Origin of the sequence: Maribacter thermophilus (assembly GCF_001020565.1) — a bacterium.
GTDB classification, from domain to species: Bacteria; Bacteroidota; Bacteroidia; order Flavobacteriales; family Flavobacteriaceae; genus Maribacter; species Maribacter thermophilus.
In genome coordinates, this window is record NZ_LDAS01000001.1 from 1,861,527 (window position 1) to 1,880,872 (window position 19,346).

Genomic DNA, 19,346 nt, shown 5'->3' on the forward strand with positions numbered 1-19,346 from the left:
AAAACAGGTAAAACCAACCATACTTTAAAAATAAAGAGAGAAAAAAATCGTTAGTTTTGATATAGTTATGAGACTAACCCTAACAAATGCTTTAAAACTACTTTTACTATGAACCCTAAATATATTCTTGTTCTTGTCTTTGGTCTTTTATTTTTTCAGGGCAAAGCCCAAGAGGTAAATTGGCTTACCTGGGAAGAGGCCGTAGAACTTACAGCGACCGACAAGAATCCTAAAAAAGTCTTTATAGACGTATATACAGATTGGTGCGGTTGGTGCAAGAAAATGGACAAAGACACCTTTCAAAATCCTGAAGTGGCCGCTTACATGTCAGAGAATTACTATATGGTAAAATTGGACGGTGAAGGTCAAGATCCTATTGAGTTTAAAGGAAAAACCTATAAGTTTGTTCCATCCGGCAGAAAAGGCTATCATGAATTGGCCGCTGCTCTTATGCAGGGCAGGTTAAGTTACCCTACCACCATCTTTTTAGATGAGGAAATGAATATGCTCTCTCCTGTTCCAGGATATCAAAAACCAGAACCTTTCTTAAACATAGCCAGATATTTCGGAGATAATATCTACAAAGAAAAAGATTGGAAAACATATTCCGGTCAAGGAAAATAATTCTTTAAAAACGCCCCACTATAAGTGGGGCGTTTTTTTTACCCCCCTTCATCAAAATAAATATAATACCCTTGTATTCGCTTAAGTATTTCCCTAATTTTCGTGTTTGATATATGATCGAACACAAACAATTATGCGACCCTATTACTTTTTCTTTTTAGCTATATTTTTACTTTGTGCCTGTAACGACAAGCCTTCCAATACCCTCAAAATAGCGGATGGAGTTCCGTTAGAACTTGCGGAGTTAAGAAAAAGGCAAGTCTCCGATGTTACCTACAGCCTAAGTTTTAACATTCCGGACTCAAAAAATGACCCAATACCATCTAAATTAAGATTGGAGCTCACCATAAACGAGCTAAACGCTCCGTTATATCTAGATTTTAAAGAAGAATCCAACCATCTTAAAAAGATAGTCGCCAATGACGAAGAAATCAACATGGTACATGAAAATGAGCATATACAGATTTCCCCGACCTATTTAAAAAAAGGTGCCAATACCATTGAAATAGATTTCTTGGCAGGTGAACTGTCGTTAAACAGAAATGACGATTTCCTTTACACCCTATTGGTACCCGATAGGGCCCGGACACTTTTTCCTTGTTTTGATCAACCCAATATAAAGGCTACATACGTATTAAACATCACTGCCCCTAAAGATTGGCAAGTGCTATGTGCAGCCCCAGAAACGAACCAACAAGAAAAAAATGGTTATATAACACATCAATTTGCCCCTTCGGTCAAAATGAGCACCTACTTGTTCTCATTTGTAGCAGGTGTTTTCAACACCGCAGAAAAGAACATCGGTAATTTTCCCATGAACATGCTATACAGAGAAACCGATTCCAGTAAGGTAGTCTATAGCACCAACGCCATATTTGAGCTGCATGAGCGATCAAAATCATTTTTAGAAAAATATACGGCCCATGCTTTTCCTTTTCAAAAATTGGATTTTGCTACCATTCCCGGCTTCCAATATGGAGGTATGGAACATGTAGGGGCCATCCAGTACAAAGAAGGTTCCCTTTTCTTGGACGAGAGTGCTACTACGAACAGAAAATTGGGAAGAGCAAAACTCATTGCCCACGAAACATCACATATGTGGTTTGGTGACCTGGTGACCATGGATTGGTTCAATGATGTATGGATGAAAGAGGTCTTTGCCAATTTTATGGCCGATAAAATAGTGAATCCGGCATTTCCTGAAATTAACCATGAACTTGCCTTTATGGTAAGCCATTACCCAAGGGCGTACGGGGAGGACAGAACAAAAGGCACCAACCCAATTAGACAAAACCTTGAAAACCTCAACAACGCAGGATCGCTTTACGGTAGTATCATTTACAACAAAGCCCCTATAATGATGCGCCAGTTAGAGATGGTTTTAGGAAAAGAAAATTTTAAAAAAGGGATTCAAGAATATATAGACACTTATCAAAATGGAAATGCCGTATGGAACGACTTGGTTCAAATTCTGGACAAAAACACTCCCGAGAACCTTTTGGAATGGAGCCAAGTTTGGGTCAACAGTTCCGGTAGGCCTATTTTTACCGACAGTATCACCTATAATCAAAAAGGAGAAATCGCCTCTTTTAAAATAAAGCAAACGGCAGAGGACGGCACAGACCATATTTGGCCCCAAACCTTTGACCTCACCTTTATTTATAAAGACAAAAAAGAAGTATTTAACGTTGCTATGAAAAATGGCACCATAGAACTCACTGAAGCCATTGGAAAACCGAAACCGACGGCTATCATATATAATTCTAACGGAATGGGGTATGGAGTTTTTCCGTTACGCCCCACTACACTTAACAACACACACTATTTGGAAGACGAGGTTACAAGAGGTTCTTTATATATTAATGCTTATGAAAATACTCTCAATGGCACTATAGAGCCTGTAACGATTTTGGATTTTTATGCAGAAAACCTATATCAAGAAAAAAACGAGCTTTTGTCCAATCTTGTTTCCGGTTACCTGCAATCCATCTTTTGGAAATACCTGTCACCCGAAGACCGTTTACAGCAACAAGAAACGGTGAGCAAAAAATTGTGGACCGAACTGCAACGGAAAGATATTTCCCCAAACATAAAAAAGACCTTATTCTCTACCTTTAAATCATTGGCCTACGAGGGTGATTCCAGAACGCTTTTATATAAAGTATGGAATAAGGATATTGAAATACCCGACCTACGGTTAAATCAAGATGACTTTACACAAATGGCCATGGATCTTGCTCTATATGGACATCCAAAACAACAAGAAATTCTCAGTACCGCCAAGGAAGCCATTAAAAATCCCGATAAATTGAAAAGGTTCGATTACCTACTACCCTCTTTATCTGCGAACGAGCAAATAAAAGATGATTTTATAGCCTCGTTAAAAGAGGAAAAAAATAGGGCTAAGGAAGCTTGGGCCGCAACGGCCATGAACAATATAAACCACCCTTTACATCAAAAAGACGCTATAAAATACCTAAGATCCAGTTTAGACCTATTGGATGAGATTCAAAAAACCGGAGACATTTTCTTTCCAAAAAGATGGTTAAGCAGCACCATTGGTAATTACACCTCTGCCGATGCCTACGAAATTCTATTGAACTATCTTTCGGAAAACCCAAACCTTAATCCGTCCTTAAAAAATAAGGTATGGCAGGCCGCCGATGATTTGCGCCGTGTACAAACACTGCACAAGAACATCGATAGATCCAGTAACTAAAACCTTAACCTGTAAATATTACCTACTGTAGTTAGGAGATTCTTTGGTAATGGTAACGTCGTGCGGATGACTTTCGTTGATTCCGCTGGCCGTTATTTTAACAAAGCGTCCGGTCTCTTTCAGGGTATTTATATCCTTGGCGCCACAATAGCCCATACCTGCACGTAAACCTCCTACAAACTGGTGGATACTTTCGAATAGGTCACCTTTGTACGGTACACGGCCAACGATACCCTCGGGGACCAGTTTTTTAATATCGTCTTCAACATCTTGAAAATAACGATCTTTACTACCTTGTTTCATAGCTTCTACAGAGCCCATTCCACGGTAGCTTTTAAATTTTCTACCTTCATAAATAATGGTTTCCCCTGGAGACTCTTTGGTACCTGCCAACAAGGAACCTAACATTACGGTATCTGCTCCGGCCGCGATCGCTTTTGGAATATCACCGGTATATCTAATACCTCCGTCAGCAATTACAGGTACACCAGATCCTTTTATCGCTGCCGAAACCTCCAATACTGCAGAAAATTGTGGAAAACCAACACCTGCCACTACCCTAGTCGTACATATAGATCCAGGGCCAATACCAACTTTAACGGCATCTGCTCCGGCCTCAACCAAATATTTGGCAGCATCACCAGTTGCAATATTACCCACTATTACCTCTAGCTCCGGAAACTTACGCTTTACCTCTTTTAATACCGAAACCACTCCTTTGGTATGACCATGGGCGGTATCTATAACTACGGCATCAACACCGGCATTGACCAAGGCCTCTGCCCTATCCACAGCATCACCGGTCACCCCTATGGCGGCTGCTACACGCAAACGACCATACTGATCTTTATTGGCAATTGGTTTCTGCGTCAATTTGGTGATATCCCTAAAGGTAATAAGTCCGACTAATTTATTGTCGGCATTTACAACCGGAAGTTTTTCTATTTTATGTTCCTGCAATATATCCTCAGCCTCTGAGAGCGAAGTGCCCTCACCTGCGGTGACCAAATTTTCAGAGGTCATCACCTCCGCAATCGGTCTATTATTATTTTTCTCGAATCGTAGATCTCTGTTGGTGACGATACCAATAAGCTTACCTTCATCATCAACAATTGGTATACCCCCTATGCTATGCTCTTTCATATTAGCTTTAGCATCCTTTACCTTAGAGTTCAATGGCATGGTAACGGGATCCAGGATCATTCCGCTCTCGGCTCTCTTCACCTTACGAACCTTTAAGGCCTGTTGCTCTATGGTCATGTTCTTATGCAACACACCGATACCACCTTCTTGAGCCATGGCAATGGCCATACGCGATTCGGTTACGGTATCCATCGCCGCAGAAATGATAGGAACATTAATGGTAATGTTTCTAGTAAATTTCGATTGAATATTAACTTCTCTAGGTAGTACTTCGGAGTACGCCGGAACCAAGAGTACGTCATCGTAAGTTAGACCTTCTCCTAGTATTTTGTTTTGGTGGGCTTGCATAGCAATTAAGGATTTAATTGCGTGCAAATATAATGTTTTTAATTGGTTTTAAGACATAGAAAAGCACATAGCGTTATATTAAGAGTTCTCAAAAAGAGTACGCACCAATTTTAGCCTCTTTATATTATGCCACTTTTTACCTAAGCCGAAGCATTTTGTGGAGCCCAATGACTACAATACATACCTGGGGCCGCTTTTTGCGGGTTGGCACAATCACTGGTCTCATAACGTATACAACTCACACAGTTTTCTTTATCTTTCAAGGTAGCTTTCATTTCAAAACTATCGCACGTGTAACTATTGCCCACTTTAACAGCATGGACCTTACATATGTTTCCTTCTATTAAATTTTCGCAGTTAACGCAACTATTCCCCAATCTTATCGACATAGCATTTTGTTTTTTGATTCATCTTAAACTTAAAAGAAAAAACAGATAGAAACAATATAAATAACTGAAAAACAATTGTTTGTATTTAGATTGATTTAAAACAAAATTACATGGGAACAGTTCGCAGGGGAGGGACTCCAACACTATCTATCATAAAGACTCGCCATATAGTACCATGCTCAAAAAAAATCCGGCTACTTATTACGTAGCCGGATTTTTATCAAATTATAACCACCTAAAAGAACTTATTCTAAAGCGGTATCTCCTTCATTCGGATTATAGGTATAGTTGAATGTATATACCCTAGATTCGTCCGTAAAAGGATCCGGTTCCGCTGGTGCATCTCTATAATAGCTTATAATTTCCACTTTTGCATACTTACCGTCATGCGTACGGAACACTAATATTTTTCCGGGTATAGGCGTAATGGTATAGGTTGCGGAATTGTAATTATACCAGCCATTATCGCTCCCTGTGGCGATGGCAAAAGCCCCTTCCGAATCTTGAGCGAAAGTAAGACCCTCAGCACTTGTGATATCAGAGAAAACACCGCTTTCTATAGAAACCCCTGCATCCCCATTACGAACGGGCTCATCTTCGGTACCGGTAGCAGTGCCTCCATTTACGGCAATAGTAGTTCCTCTAAAGGCAATATCCCAATCGGTGTCGCTATCGGTTACAGCTCCCGATTCGAAACTGAATTTTGTAAAAGGCCCTCCAACAGCTTCTCCTTGTCCTCCCGTTTGAGGTGCTTCTAGATTGCTTACCGTCTCCGAGATCAAATCGGATAAAACCGTAAAATCCGTAGGATACGATTTTGTATAGCCATTAGCAACCAACACCAATTCTCCGGTGGTAGCTCCGGAAGGTATTGTGGCCACTATTTGGGTACTGGTAGCGGAAACAATAGTTGCCTCAACACCATTAAAAGTCAAGGAAATGTCGGAAGTATCGGTAGGGAAATCTGTCCCAGTAATAACGATTTCCGCCCCTACAGTTGCCGAAGTTGGTGAAACCTCTGTAATAACGAACTCCGAAGCCGAATCGCCATCGTCATCGGAACAGCTAACGAATGCCGTAAAAATAAATAGTAAGCTAAATAACTTTAATGTGGTTTTCATGGTATTTAAAATTTAATATTAAGTTTTGTGAATAATTGTCTTCCAGGGTTAATTAAAACTTCTGTACCGCTAGCGGCCAATGGGTTTGACCCCTTATAATCGAAAAGATTCGTAGCTCCAACTTGCAGCTGAAAATTGCGATAGAAAGTTTTGGCAAAAGTGAGGTTTACCAAGGCATAGCCATCGACAAAAGAATTATCGAAAGTGTCCAATATATCATTACCGTTACGATCTGCCATACCAAACTTGCTCCTGTAGACGACCCTTAAATTGGCATTTGCATTCCATGCCGGAATTTCTTTGAAAATCTTGAAATTAATCGTGTGACGCGATCTGTTTTCCAACCCAAAATAATCGGACTTGGACAAACTCACCGTTTGTAACGTTTCTGGATCTCTTGCATATACATCTCCATTCTCGATGTCCGCTTCTTTATCCTTATCGTACGCATACAACAATTGATAGCCAGCGGAAAGGTCAAAATTTGGAAAAGGCATATATTTTATATCCACTTCCAAACCTTGGGTATAAACACTTTCACGGTTTATATATCCGAAAACATTCTGACCGTTTGTTTTGGAGGCCAGTATTCTTGTGTCTATAAGGTTCTTGAAATCATTTCTAAAAAAATTCAACTCAGAACTTAATTTCCCCTTCTTGTAAACAAATCCGAGATTGTAACCGATAGAACTTTCGGCATCCAAGCGTTCTCCCAACTCATCTGGGGACACCTGTAAGTTGGCTATTTCACCATTATCTTGCAGTCGTTGAATACCTTCCTCCTCTACTTCTTTGCCAAAAACGGAATAACCTCCACCGACAGCATTGGTAAAATCAAGGTACAATTGCCTAAAATCGGGTGCCTTAAAACCACTACCTACCGATCCCTTAATGGCAAAAGATGGAGTGATGTCATACTTTGCCGAAATTTTTGGACTTAACTGCGAATTATATTCACTATGATGGTCGAACCGGGCGCCCACAATTACGTTCAAGGTTTCCAAGGGCTTAAAATCGTACTGGGCATATAAATATTGGGAGTCAAAAGTAACCTTGTCAGAAAATAAAGAACGCGTAAGTACTTCAAAATTATACCCTCCGCCAATAGTTAAGGTCTTATTTTCTTTAAATGTCAGATTATAACGTATTTCGGGTCTTAACAGCTTTTGATTAAAATCATTTTCCAATAGCAATTCTCCACTATCGACATCAATAGAATTTTCATCGGTGATATAATTGGTATAGTACAACTCATATTGAAAGTTGCTTTTATCGGAAACCTTATGGTCTATTTTTAACTGTGCATTGGCATCCTTTTCTTCACTGGCCCCGGATGCCACATCAAATTCTTGAAAGAAGTAACGGCCAGAGGCAAAAAACTTCCATTTATCATCTAGATCATAATACACCCGCCCATTAAAAGTATAATTAAAGAACGGGTCTACGGTCTGCCCTTCTTCATCTGGCGTTAAATCATAACCATCGGTACTTAACCTATCTACAAATATTGAATAGCCAAAATTTTTAGCTCGCTGGCTTAAACTAATATTGGTATTCTGATTGTTAAACGTTGCGGTACGGTGCGACACTTCCCCCGAAAAAATCTCTTTTGTCGGTTTTTCCGTTATGATATTGATGACCCCACCCAAAGCTTCCGATCCAAAAAGACTGGAAGAAGGCCCTCTTACCACCTCAATTTGCTTAACGTTGCCAATAGCGAATCTGCTCAGGTCCAAATTACCGGAGCTACGCCCAACCACCGGTACACCATCTATCAGTACCAAAATATAATCTGAGGCAATGCCTTGCATTTGCACCCCTTCACCACCTCCCGTAGTGGCATCGGGAGTTAAAATTACTCCAGTCTGCTCTCTTAGTATTTGATCCAAACGAGTTACGCCGGTCTGTTGTAGTTGTTTTTTATTTATTAAGGTGACGGGCAATGGCAAAGAAGACATTTGCCTAATGGTTCGGGTCGCCGTGACAATAACCTCATCTAGATTTTGTACAAATACCGAATCCTTATTGGTTTCGGGTTTCTGTGCAAAACCAACCGTAGCACATACAAAAAGAAAGGATAAAACAACCTTATTTAGATTCATTCCTAATAATTTTGAGCAAATATAGTTTCTTATTTTAATTCAATCTAAATTAAATTTATATTTTTGCTTTCGAATTTCTAATACTTAAAGAGTAACATATAATGAAAAGACTACTATACCTCGTATTGTTTACCGGTATCACCGCATTCGCACAAAATGCCGAGAACAAAAAACAAAAAGACCAAGACGCCATTAAGAGCATGTGCGGTTGTTTTGAAGTAACCTTCAATTTTGCGGAAACATTCAATTATAGCAACGATTCTTTATACCGCCCGTCAAAAACAAAAATTGACAAGGGCTTGGAATGGGCCCAATTGGTAACCGATGAAGACGATAAAATATCAATACAGCACTTACTGCAAGTCGGAAACCCATCTAAGCCTATGATCGTAAAACATTGGAGACAAGATTGGTTGTACGAGAACACTGATTTTTACCTATATAATGCCGACAACGAATGGACCTATAAAAAGGAAGATTCTTCTCAAGTAAAAGGGCAATGGACACAAAAAGTATATCAGGTTGACGACAGCCCACGTTATGAAGGCTCGGCTACATGGGTACATGTAGACGGTAAAAGTTTCTGGGAAAACACTACCCCGGCCCCATTACCAAGAAGAGAGTATACAACCCGTGGCGACTACAACCTTACCATGAGGGGAAACCGTCATGAAATTACCGATAACGGCTGGGTTCACGACCAAGACAACGACAAAATCATAAGAGAGGACGGTAAAGAAGATGTCATCTTGGCAAAAGAGAAAGGATACAACACCTATGTAAGAGTTTCTGACGAACGCTGCCAGGCCGCTTCTGATTGGTGGAAAGAAAACCAAGACAAATGGGCCAAGGTACGCGCTAAGTGGAATAAGGTTTATGCCAAGAACACAGATTTGACACTAAAAGAAAAGGTAAATAACAAACTGTTGTACAAGTACCTATTTGATGATGAAGTAACTACCGATAAAAAGATAGAGTCCATTATAGATTCGTTTGTAACACAATAAAAATATGAGAACTAAGATCAAAAACACTGTCGCGTTTCTTTTATTCATAACGACCCTAGCATCGGCCCAAGAGAATAAATTCTTGAATAGAAATTATTGGAAAACAAACCCGTCAATAGAACAAATCGAAAAAGATATTGCCGCAGGCAATGACCCTGCCGAGCTAACAAGTTCTATGTTCGACCCCGTATGTTTTGCCCTATTGGCAAAAACGGACAACGGTACCATTAAATATTTGTTGGGCAAAGATGGAAACAACGTGGATAAATTGACCCATGACGGTCGAACCTATGCCTTTTGGGCTGCTAACACCAGCAATTTGGAAATATTAAAATACTTGGTACAAAAGGGGGCCAAGGTAAATATTGAAGATAGCCATGGTTATTCCGTTGCAAATTTTGCTGCCGTAACAGGTCAATTAAACACTGAAATGTATGATTTTCTATTGGCCAATGGTGCTGACCTAAAAACCGAAAAAAATCATGATGGGGCCAATGCCCTTTTATTGGCCGCTTCTTTCGCGAAAGACTTTGAAATCATAGATTATTTTGTAGAAAAAGGGCTTAGCATAAATAGTATAGACATATATGAAAACGGTATTTTCAACTATGCGGTCAAAGGCGGAAACATTCCGGTGTTAAAGAAATTGGTAGAAAAAGGTCTTCCTTATAACACTATCGACAAAAAAGGAAGCAATGCCATGCTTCTTGCCAGCCAAGGCACAAGGCGTACCCAAAACACTTTGGAAGTGTATAAATACCTAAAAGAACTGGGTATACCTGTAAATATTGCGGATAAGGAAGGTAAAACCCCTCTTCATTATATCTCTGGTCGCAACAAAGATATTGACACCTACAGGTTTTTTATTGAAAACGGTGTCGATGTAAAAAAACAGGATGCATCCGGGACAACGCCATTTATGAACGCCGCAAGAACCAACGACTTAGAGGTTGTAAAATATTTGTTCAACTATGTTGAGGATATTAACGCCCATGACAAGAACGGACGCTCTGCCCTGGCTATGGCCGTTGACAAAAACAAGGTGGAAGTTATCGATTTCTTACTGGAAAAAGGAGCGGATATCAATACGACCGACAAGAAGGGAAATAACCTAGCATTTTATCTTCTTGGAAATTATAATGCCAAGAATCCAGAAATTTTCGAAAGCAAACTTAACTTGTTACAAAAACATGGCTTGGACTTAACCAAGACCCAAAACAACGGAAATACGTTACTGCATTTGGCCGCCAAAGAAAACAACCTTGAGCTACTAAAACGCCTAGAAGAATTCGACATTGACATCAACAAAAAAAACAACGATGGCAATACTGTCTTACATATAGCCGCCATGACCTCTAAAAATGATGATATCTTACGATACCTTATTAAAATAGGAGCGGATAAAAACATAAAAACAGATTTTGAAGAAAGTGTCTATGATTTGGCGAATGAAAACGAGCAATTAAAAAAACATGGAATAGGTTTAACATTTCTAAAGTAGCCCCAAAAATTTAGTTCTAAGACACATACATTATCAATTATAGAAAATTGTTGGTATCTGCCAACAGCGGAAAAAACATGAAAACACATATAAAAAATTTAATTGTAGCCATAGGTTTAATTTTTGTTTTAGGAGCTTTTACCATCCCACCTAAAAACATCAACTATAAATGTATGATACAGCTGACCAATTATACTGGAGAAGGTGCATATATAGTAGTATCTATTTTAGATAAAAACAATGACTATATAGAAACACTTTATGTACAAGGTGACGACAATGAATGGTACCGCGACCTTGAAGAATGGTGGAAAAAGTACTACGGCAAAAAAAGACCCGACATCGATGCCATTACAGGGGAAACGGTTACCGGAGGACAACGTAAAATGACAATTCTCCGCATACCTGAAGATAAAATTGATTCGGGCTATAAAATTAGGTTCGAGTCTGCCGTAGAGGACCAAGAATATTACAAAGATGATGTAGAGTTCGACCTTACCCAAGACAATCTAAATTCAAAAATAGAAGGTAAAGGTTTTATTAGATACATACGTATGATTCCGCAATAAAAAGGTTTATGACCCTATCTATTTGGAGGTACAGCCATTTACTTTTGGCCTTAATTTCATCACTTTTTTTAATTTTAGCATCGGTCACTGGGTTTATCTTATCATTTGAACCGATACAAAAAGCCGTACTGCCCTATGGTGGGCATGATATTAAAAAAATCTCATTGGCTCAAACCATTGATGCGTTGAACAGTACCTACGATGAAGTTCTTAGCATAGAGGTCGATGAAAATGATTTTGTACTTGCTTCCGTAGTAACGAACAAGGGAAATAACGAGACCATCTACATAGACCCCTTAACAGGAGACAACCTGGGCAGCCCAAAACCCGAATCCGCCATTTTTTCCTTTACAAGAACCTTACACCGTTCTTTGTTCTTAAAGGGTTTAGGGCGAGCCTTTGTTGGCATTGCCTCTCTTTTATTATGCTTTATAGCCATTACCGGACTCTTATTGATCATAAAAAGACAAGGAGGCTTATTACGTTTATTTTCGAAAGTACAGAAAGAGTACTTTGAAATGTACTACCATGTTATTTTGGGCAGATGGACCTTAATTCCGATTATAATTGTATCGGTAACCGGCGTCTATCTCTCTGCAGAAAAATTTAATCTACTACCATTAAACCGACTTAAACATCAAATATCGATATCAGAAACCAAGATAGACCTGGACAAAAAACCTGCCGATCTTGCCTTGCTAAAGCAGCTAAACCTGCATGAAGTCCGTTTGGTAAACTTTCCTTTTTCCGAAGACCCTGAGGACTATTTTGAAATTTCACTTAAAGACAAAGAACTATACGTTCATCAATATACAGGTGAAATACTAAGCGAAGTACATTACCCTTTTAGTTTTTTGGCCAAGCAGTGGAGCTTGGTTTTACATACAGGGCGAGGATCTATCATATGGTCCATAGCACTATTGACAGTGAGCATCTCTATCCTCTTTTTTATCTATTCGGGATTGATAATGTGGAGAAAAAGAGTAAATAACACCAAAATAGATACTGCCGCAACCGATAAAGATGAATCTACGCATATTATTCTGGTGGCTTCAGAAACCGGCTCTACGTTCAACTTTGCCAAACAATTAAAGGAAGCCCTTATAAATAGTGGAAAAACAGTTTATATGTCACATATGAACGAATACACTACTTATGACAAAGCGGAACATCTGATTATTTTAGCAGCTACCTACGGCAATGGTGAGTCTACGAGCAATGCCAGAAAATTCAAATCTAAATTTGAAACCATCGACCCCCTGCACAACCTAAAATATACGGTAGTGGGTTTTGGCTCTAAACAATACCCTAATTATTGTGCCTTTGCCATTGAAATAGACAATTTACTAAGAAAAAAAGATGGTTTTGAAGAGACGCTCCCAGTATACAAAATAAACAATCAAAATGCTACCGATTTTCATGATTGGACCGAAAAATGGTCTGCAAAAACCGGAGTGCCGATCAAATTGAAAAATACGGTCGTCAAGAACAAGGCCTCGAAACCTTCTTTTTTTAAGGTAATAGCAAAAACAAATCCTAACGGGGACAATACCTTTCTATTAAAATTACGACCAGAAAAAAAATTATCTTTTAAATCTGGTGATCTAGCGGGTATCATACCCGAAAAAGATCGGATAGAGCGATCCTATTCCATCGCAAGAATCAAAGATGATATTCTCTTAAGTATAAAAAGACATGATTTGGGGGTCTGCTCCAATTACTTGAACCAATTGAAAATAAACACTACGATTCCGATATACATACATCGGAACAAGAAATTTCATTTCCCTAAAAAATCACCTTTGGTAATACTGATAGCCAATGGAACGGGATTGGCCCCGTTTCTTGGTATGTTACACGAAAACAAAAAACATATTCCCGTTCATCTTTTTTTAGGGGTCAGAAACAAAAAATCGGTTGAAATATATAAAGATGAGCTGGACAATGCCCTTAAATCAAATAAATTAACCCAATTACATGTTGCCTATTCCAGAGAAAATTCAAATGATTATGTGCAAGACCTAATCAAGGAAAACCTAAACTTAGTTCTGGACACTTTTACTGCAGGCGGACATGTTATGATCTGTGGAGCTTTACAAATGCAAAATGCCGTTCTTGACATTATTGAAAACAGCACACAAACCTCCTTAGAGAAATCGTTGATCGAATATGAAGAAAATGGGCAGTTAAAATTAGATTGTTACTAACAATAAAACAACCCGATAAACCAACCAGACTGTACGACCCTACATCATATAAAATCAGTGGTATTTTGAGAACAGCTCAGTGGCTTTGTTATAAGCAGCTTCAAAAACCATCCAATTAACCCCTGTATCGGCTTTTTGTTCCGTTAGATATGAAAGCATTTTTTCTGTGGGCATATTACCCGTCAGCTCATCTTTAGCCATGGGGCACCCCCCGAAGCCTTGAACCGCGCCATCAAATCTTCTACATCCCGCCTTGTAGGCTGCATCTACCTTTTCGTGCCACTTGGTGGGTGTGGTATGTAAATGTGCACCAAACTCGATATGTGGGTATTTGGGTATCAGATTGGTAAAAAGGTAATTGATAGTTTCGGCATCGGACGTTCCTACAGTATCGGACAGGGATAATATTCTAGCCCCCATCGTAGCTAATTTTTCTGTCCATTCCCCTACTATCTCCACATTCCAAGGGTCGCCGTACGGGTTTCCAAAGCCCATAGATATATAGGTGACCACCTCCTTGTTTGCCTTATCGGCAATATTAAAGATTTCTTGAAGGGTTTGTACAGACTGCTCTATAGTTTTATGGGTATTACGCATTTGAAAATTCTCTGAAATCGAAAATGGAAAACCCAAATAATCTATTTCTGGATGCTCCGCAGCATCTTGTGCCCCACGCACATTGGCAATAATGGCCAATAGCTTACTTTTTGTCCTTGATAGATCCAACAACGACAATACCTTTGCCGTGTCCACCATTTGTGGTATGGCCTTGGGAGACACGAAACTACCAAAATCTATGGTGTCAAAGCCACAGCCTAGCAACGACTGAATATACCTTACCTTATCCTCTGTAGGAATAAGATGCTTAATGCCCTGCATGGCATCTCTCGGACATTCTATTAATTTTACTTTTGTGTTGGACATATATGTAAAAATACAAACTAGCTTTTACAAGAGAACAAAATCAACAACATTACTACTAACCTAGTATTAGGTACAACGCTAAGCAAACAAAAACTATTATCTGTAACCATTTGAGATAATGACCTGTTTTTTGGTGTTGCCTTAAAAAGGTACCTATACTTCCCGAAAGTATGGCTATGGCTCCGAATACAAAAGACGAAACTAAAATGAAAAGCAGGCCCAACACATAAAATTGAACAACATTATCCAATTCTTTGGAGAATAAAAATCCTGGAAAAAATGCAAGAAAAAAAATAGTGACCTTCGGGTTTAGAACATTCATGACAAACCCTTGGCGATAGAGGGTAATCAACTTTTTATCTGTTTTCTCCGCATTGTCAAAATATATATCCCCATCGCTCTTAAAAACCTGGTATGCCAAATAGAGCAGGTAAACGGCCCCGAATACTTTGATCCCTAAAAACAAGGATGGGGTATTTCTAATCAGGGCAGAAACCCCAAAGGCCAATAAAGAGGTATGTACCAAGCATCCGCTCATTAAACCGGCCACGGTGGCCAATCCGTATTTTTTACCATTGGAAATACTCTGTACCAATACATAAATATTGTCCGGTCCTGGCGCTATGGCCAGTGTGGCCGTAGCTAAAGAAAAAGCAATTAATACAGAATAATCCAATGTGTTTCCCATTCTTAAAGACCACAGAAAATTACGAATAATAAGCTAATTGTATTTTACTTATCTTGTGAAAAATATAAACCTATGAAATACAAATTTATAGCAGCTTTTGCTTTGCTGGCATTTACTTTAATCAGCTTTAAGACATACGAAAAATACACCACCGAAAAAATGGCAGAAAACAATATGGTCCAATATAATGACAGTGTATTAAGACACGTTGTTTTATTCAAGTTCAAAGAAGGCACCTCACCATCCGATATTAAGAAAGTAGAAGAAGCCTTCTCTGCATTACCTTCTAAAATTCCACAAATTGCGGGATACGAATGGGGTACCAACAATAGCCCTGAAGACTTGGACAAAGGTTTTACCCACAGTTTTTTTCTAACCTTTAAAAGCGAGGAAGATCGGGCAGTTTACTTACCACACCCCGACCATAAAGCTTTTGGCGATGTACTTGGCCCTCATTTAGACGATGTTCTGGTTATAGATTATTGGACCAAACATTGAGCTACAAGCCCTGCATTAAAATAGGCAACCATTAGCCGCGGTCTAAAATAGCTTGGTTTATTTTTTTTACCAGGCCCGGCCCTTCATAAATAAAGCCGGTCCAAATCTGGATCAAATCTGCCCCGGCATCTATTTTTTCCAAGGCATCTTCGGGAGAATGGATACCTCCTACCCCAATAATGGGGAATGCCTTCTTACTTTTCTCCGCCAAAAATTTTATGACCTCGGTACTCCTATCCTTTAAAGGCTTTCCACTGAGTCCACCAGCTTCTTTAAGCAATGTTGGGTCAGATGTTAAACCTGTACGTTCAATCGTCGTATTTGTGGCTATTACGCCATCTATCTTTGTATCTTCTACAATATCGATAATGTCCAATAATTGATCATTGGTTAAATCAGGGGCTATCTTTAAAAGAATAGGTTTCCGTTTTTCTCCTTTTTCAGCGGACAATTTGTTATTTTCCTCTTCTAACCTCATCAATAAAGCCGTTAACGGCTCCTTATCCTGCAACTCGCGTAGCCCAGGGGTATTGGGAGAACTCACGTTTACCACAAAATAATCTACATAATCGTACAAAGCATCAAAACAGATCAGATAATCCTGTACCGCCTCGTTGTTGGGCGTAACTTTATTCTTGCCGATATTACCTCCGATCAGAACTTTATGTTCCTTTTTTAATCGTGCCACTGCATTGGCAACCCCTTCATTGTTAAAGCCCATGCGATTTATAATAGCTTTATCGGCTTTAAGCCGAAACAGTCTTTTTTTGGGGTTCCCGTCTTGGGGCTTTGGTGTTAGGGTTCCTATTTCGACAAAACCAAAACCAAAATTCGACAATTCGTTATAGAGCACGGCGTTCTTATCAAAACCTGCCGCCAAACCAACCGGATTTTTAAACTTGATTCCGAATACCTCACGTTCCAATCGTTGGTCTTGTACCACAAAAATCGGCTTAAGCAAGCCCAAAACCCCAATTTTAGACAACATCTTGATCAAAGAAAAACTGATATGATGAACTTTTTCGGGATCAAGCAAAAAGAAAATTGGACGAATTATGGATTTGTACATGCGAGTTTGGTTTGTGGCAAAAATACGAACTGAGCAGGATAAACTTTTTGGGTATTCAATAAAATATATGCAAGAACAGCAATCATTGTTTTTTTATGATACTATCACCATATACCTTGGGTGCTACCACATAAGGAGTACGGTTCGCCTCTTTACATAAAGACAGGTATAGATCATATTGTTTTTGATTAAAAATTGCCAAAACCTTCTTGTCTATAACAGCCTGCGCCTGGCGCATACTATCCATGATCCCATTATATTTATCCGCCAATTCGGTAAGCTCTTCTACCGTACTTTGTGGATGGCGCGTAGTAATATCCTCTAATTTGGCATTTAAATTTTTGTTCCTATGTTTTAGTTCTCCCTTAAAATCGGCTAGCTGTTGTTGCTGTATCTCATTCATCTGAAAAACATCTACAAGAATGGCGTCATCCGTAAACCCAACTCCCAAAACACAATCTTCTTGAGCCATTAGTGTCGTTGAAAATATTATAAATGCCCCTCCAAAAAAGAGTTTCTTAAAAAAATTCATATCGTTTTTCAATCTTTTCTTAGATACGAAAATACAATTTAAAACCTATTTTTGACCTAAAACCTAGTATATGAAAGACATCGTTGAACGTTTTATCAGTTATGTAAAAATAGATACCCAAAGCGATCCTTCGTCGAATACGACCCCAAGTACCGAAAAGCAATGGGACCTTGCCAACCAACTCGTGTCAGAACTTAACGAAATCGGCTTGCAAGATGTACATATAGATAAAAACGCCTACATAATGGCCACTTTGCCTAGCAACGTTGATTACGACGTGCCTACAATTGGATTCATTTCCCATTTTGATACTTCTCCTGATTTTTCGGGAAAGCATGTAAATCCTCAGATTATTTCTGAATATGACGGAAAAGATATTATACTGAACAAAGAAAAGAACATTATACTTTCTCCCGACTATTTTGAAGATTTACTACAATACAAAGGAAAAACACTTATCACTACGGATGGTACTACTCTGCTGGGCGCCGATGATAAAGCCGGAATCGCCGAAATAATCTCGGCCATGGAATATCTTATAAACCATCCGGAAATAAAACATGGCCCTATTAAGATCGGGTTTACCCCCGACGAGGAAATTGGAAGGGGAGCCCATAATTTTGATGTTCAAAAATTTGGTGCTGATTGGGCCTATACCCTGGACGGAAGCCAGATCGGTGAACTGGAGTATGAAAATTTTAATGCCGCCAGTGCCAAGATTACGATTACAGGTAAAAGTGTACACCCTGGCTATGCCAAGAACAAAATGATCAATGCCATATTGATAGGAAACGAACTTATTTCTCTACTTCCAAAAGATGAAGTACCCGAAAGAACCTCTGGCAGACAAGGTTTTTTTCATATACACCATTTTACCGGCACCATAGAGCATGTTGAAATAGAACTGATTGTTCGCGACCACGACCGTCAATTGTTCGAGGAACGTAAAACCACCTTAAAAAACATCGTTAGAACTTTAAATAAAACACATGCCAATACAATCAGTATTGAAATCAAAGACCAATATTACAATATGAGAGAAAAGGTAGAACCCGTTTTTCATATTGTGGAGATAGCGGAACGCGCCATGAAACAGGTAGGTGTCACCCCCATTATAAAACCCATAAGGGGAGGCACCGATGGGTCTCAGCTTAGTTTTATGGGACTACCATGCCCAAATATTTTTGCTGGCGGTCATAATTTTCATGGCAAGTACGAATATGTACCCGTAGAAAGCATGGAGAAGGCCGTTGAAGTTATCGTCAAAATTTGCGAACTTACAGCTGACAAAAACTAACATCATGGAGAAATCGGAAAAAATCGAAGCCTACTACAACGAAGAGCATCGTTTTAAAAAAGCCATTTCCCTTTTAAGAGATCGCGTATTAAAAACAGATTTGGAAGAAACCTTTAAATGGAGTTTCCCTACCTACACGCTGAACAATAAAAATGTATTGGCCATATGTAAGTTTAAAAACCATTTTGGCATCTGGTTCTTTAACGGTGTCTTTTTAAATGACTCACATAAAGTGCTGGAAAACGCACAAAAGGGCAAGACCAAGGCCATGAGGCACTGGAAGTTTACTAAAATAGACGAGATAGACAAAACCATTCTTGACATCTATATCAACGAAGCCATAGAAAACCAACGAAGGGGAATAGAACTGCCTCCCCTAAAAAAAGAACGTACAAGCAACCCAAAAATACCTTTGTTCTTAAGCAATGCCTTTATGCACAACCCCAAAGCAAAAAGTGCATACAGCAACTTATCTCCATATAAACAAAAAGAGTATGTCGAATACATATCAAGTGCCAAACAAGAAAAAACAAAAACTTCGAGGCTTGCGAAAATCTTACCTATGATTATGGAAGGCAAAGGATTAAACGATAAGTATAGATGAGTTT

At 39.1% G+C, this 19,346-nt stretch carries 17 protein-coding genes; 9 read left to right on the forward strand and 8 right to left on the reverse strand.

Annotated elements, in window-relative coordinates; all coding sequences use genetic code 11:
• Nucleotides 1-108: 108 nt before the first annotated feature.
• On the forward strand, nucleotides 109-624 hold the full coding sequence (locus AB657_RS07980; protein WP_047246010.1) for a thioredoxin family protein: 516 nt from the start codon (nucleotides 109-111) through the stop codon (nucleotides 622-624).
• A gap of 133 nt (nucleotides 625-757) precedes the next feature.
• Nucleotides 758-3,343 carry a M1 family metallopeptidase gene (locus AB657_RS07985; protein ID WP_047246011.1) on the forward strand — a complete coding sequence of 862 codons (2,586 nt, stop codon included), beginning with the start codon at nucleotides 758-760 and terminating at the stop codon, nucleotides 3,341-3,343.
• Between the two features lie 18 nt (nucleotides 3,344-3,361).
• Here AB657_RS07985 and guaB read toward each other — a convergent pair whose 3' ends face one another.
• The 4 genes from guaB to AB657_RS08005 form a co-directional block, all read right to left on the reverse strand.
• The gene (guaB, locus tag AB657_RS07990) at nucleotides 3,362-4,834 is read right to left on the reverse strand and encodes an IMP dehydrogenase (RefSeq protein ID WP_047246012.1); all 1,473 of its coding nucleotides are present in this window, start codon (nucleotides 4,832-4,834) and stop codon (nucleotides 3,362-3,364) included.
• A gap of 140 nt (nucleotides 4,835-4,974) precedes the next feature.
• Complete coding sequence (locus tag AB657_RS07995; protein ID WP_047246013.1) at nucleotides 4,975-5,223, reverse strand: hypothetical protein; 249 nt, start codon at nucleotides 5,221-5,223, stop codon at nucleotides 4,975-4,977.
• Between the two features lie 245 nt (nucleotides 5,224-5,468).
• Complete coding sequence (locus tag AB657_RS08000) at nucleotides 5,469-6,344, reverse strand: IPT/TIG domain-containing protein (protein WP_084696401.1); 876 nt, start codon at nucleotides 6,342-6,344, stop codon at nucleotides 5,469-5,471.
• Nucleotides 6,345-6,349: 5 nt separating this feature from the next.
• Nucleotides 6,350-8,446: a TonB-dependent receptor plug domain-containing protein gene (locus tag AB657_RS08005; protein ID WP_047246014.1), complete on the reverse strand. Its 2,097-nt coding sequence runs from the start codon at nucleotides 8,444-8,446 to the stop codon at nucleotides 6,350-6,352.
• A 101-nt stretch (nucleotides 8,447-8,547) separates the two neighbouring features.
• Here AB657_RS08005 and AB657_RS08010 point away from each other — a divergent pair, with 101 nt between their 5' ends.
• The 4 genes from AB657_RS08010 (at nucleotide 8,548) to AB657_RS08025 (ending at nucleotide 13,730) form a co-directional block, all read left to right on the forward strand.
• Nucleotides 8,548-9,453: a DUF6607 family protein gene (locus AB657_RS08010; protein WP_047246015.1), complete on the forward strand. Its 906-nt coding sequence runs from the start codon at nucleotides 8,548-8,550 to the stop codon at nucleotides 9,451-9,453.
• A 4-nt stretch (nucleotides 9,454-9,457) separates the two neighbouring features.
• On the forward strand, nucleotides 9,458-10,954 hold the full coding sequence (locus AB657_RS08015) for an ankyrin repeat domain-containing protein (protein ID WP_047246016.1): 1,497 nt from the start codon (nucleotides 9,458-9,460) through the stop codon (nucleotides 10,952-10,954).
• 77 nt (nucleotides 10,955-11,031) lie between these two features.
• Nucleotides 11,032-11,523 carry a DUF2271 domain-containing protein gene (locus AB657_RS08020; RefSeq protein WP_047247880.1) on the forward strand — a complete coding sequence of 164 codons (492 nt, stop codon included), beginning with the start codon at nucleotides 11,032-11,034 and terminating at the stop codon, nucleotides 11,521-11,523.
• Between the two features lie 8 nt (nucleotides 11,524-11,531).
• Nucleotides 11,532-13,730, forward strand: coding sequence for a PepSY domain-containing protein (locus AB657_RS08025; RefSeq protein WP_052958658.1), 2,199 nt, complete (start codon nucleotides 11,532-11,534; stop codon nucleotides 13,728-13,730).
• 54 nt (nucleotides 13,731-13,784) lie between these two features.
• On the opposite strand, the gene AB657_RS08030 is transcribed toward AB657_RS08025, so the two are convergent.
• The gene (locus tag AB657_RS08030; RefSeq protein ID WP_047246017.1) at nucleotides 13,785-14,654 is read right to left on the reverse strand and encodes a hydroxymethylglutaryl-CoA lyase; all 870 of its coding nucleotides are present in this window, start codon (nucleotides 14,652-14,654) and stop codon (nucleotides 13,785-13,787) included.
• Between the two features lie 55 nt (nucleotides 14,655-14,709).
• The gene (locus AB657_RS08035; RefSeq protein WP_232304861.1) at nucleotides 14,710-15,342 is read right to left on the reverse strand and encodes a LysE family translocator; all 633 of its coding nucleotides are present in this window, start codon (nucleotides 15,340-15,342) and stop codon (nucleotides 14,710-14,712) included.
• Between the two features lie 72 nt (nucleotides 15,343-15,414).
• Here AB657_RS08035 and AB657_RS08040 point away from each other — a divergent pair, with 72 nt between their 5' ends.
• Nucleotides 15,415-15,840, forward strand: coding sequence for a Dabb family protein (locus AB657_RS08040; protein WP_047246018.1), 426 nt, complete (start codon nucleotides 15,415-15,417; stop codon nucleotides 15,838-15,840).
• A 31-nt stretch (nucleotides 15,841-15,871) separates the two neighbouring features.
• Here the strand turns inward: AB657_RS08040 and AB657_RS08045 are convergent, their stop codons facing one another.
• Together AB657_RS08045 and AB657_RS08050 are read right to left on the reverse strand one after the other, a co-directional pair.
• Nucleotides 15,872-16,909: a quinone-dependent dihydroorotate dehydrogenase gene (locus tag AB657_RS08045; RefSeq protein ID WP_047246019.1), complete on the reverse strand. Its 1,038-nt coding sequence runs from the start codon at nucleotides 16,907-16,909 to the stop codon at nucleotides 15,872-15,874.
• An 82-nt stretch (nucleotides 16,910-16,991) separates the two neighbouring features.
• Nucleotides 16,992-17,441: a hypothetical protein gene (locus AB657_RS08050; protein WP_047246020.1), complete on the reverse strand. Its 450-nt coding sequence runs from the start codon at nucleotides 17,439-17,441 to the stop codon at nucleotides 16,992-16,994.
• Nucleotides 17,442-17,511: 70 nt separating this feature from the next.
• Here AB657_RS08050 and pepT point away from each other — a divergent pair, with 70 nt between their 5' ends.
• Entirely contained in the window at nucleotides 17,512-18,738 is a 1,227-nt protein-coding gene (pepT, locus tag AB657_RS08055; protein WP_047246021.1) for a peptidase T, read from the forward strand.
• 4 nt (nucleotides 18,739-18,742) lie between these two features.
• Nucleotides 18,743-19,342 carry a YdeI/OmpD-associated family protein gene (locus tag AB657_RS08060; RefSeq protein WP_047246022.1) on the forward strand — a complete coding sequence of 200 codons (600 nt, stop codon included), beginning with the start codon at nucleotides 18,743-18,745 and terminating at the stop codon, nucleotides 19,340-19,342.
• Nucleotides 19,343-19,346: the final 4 nt, after the last annotated feature.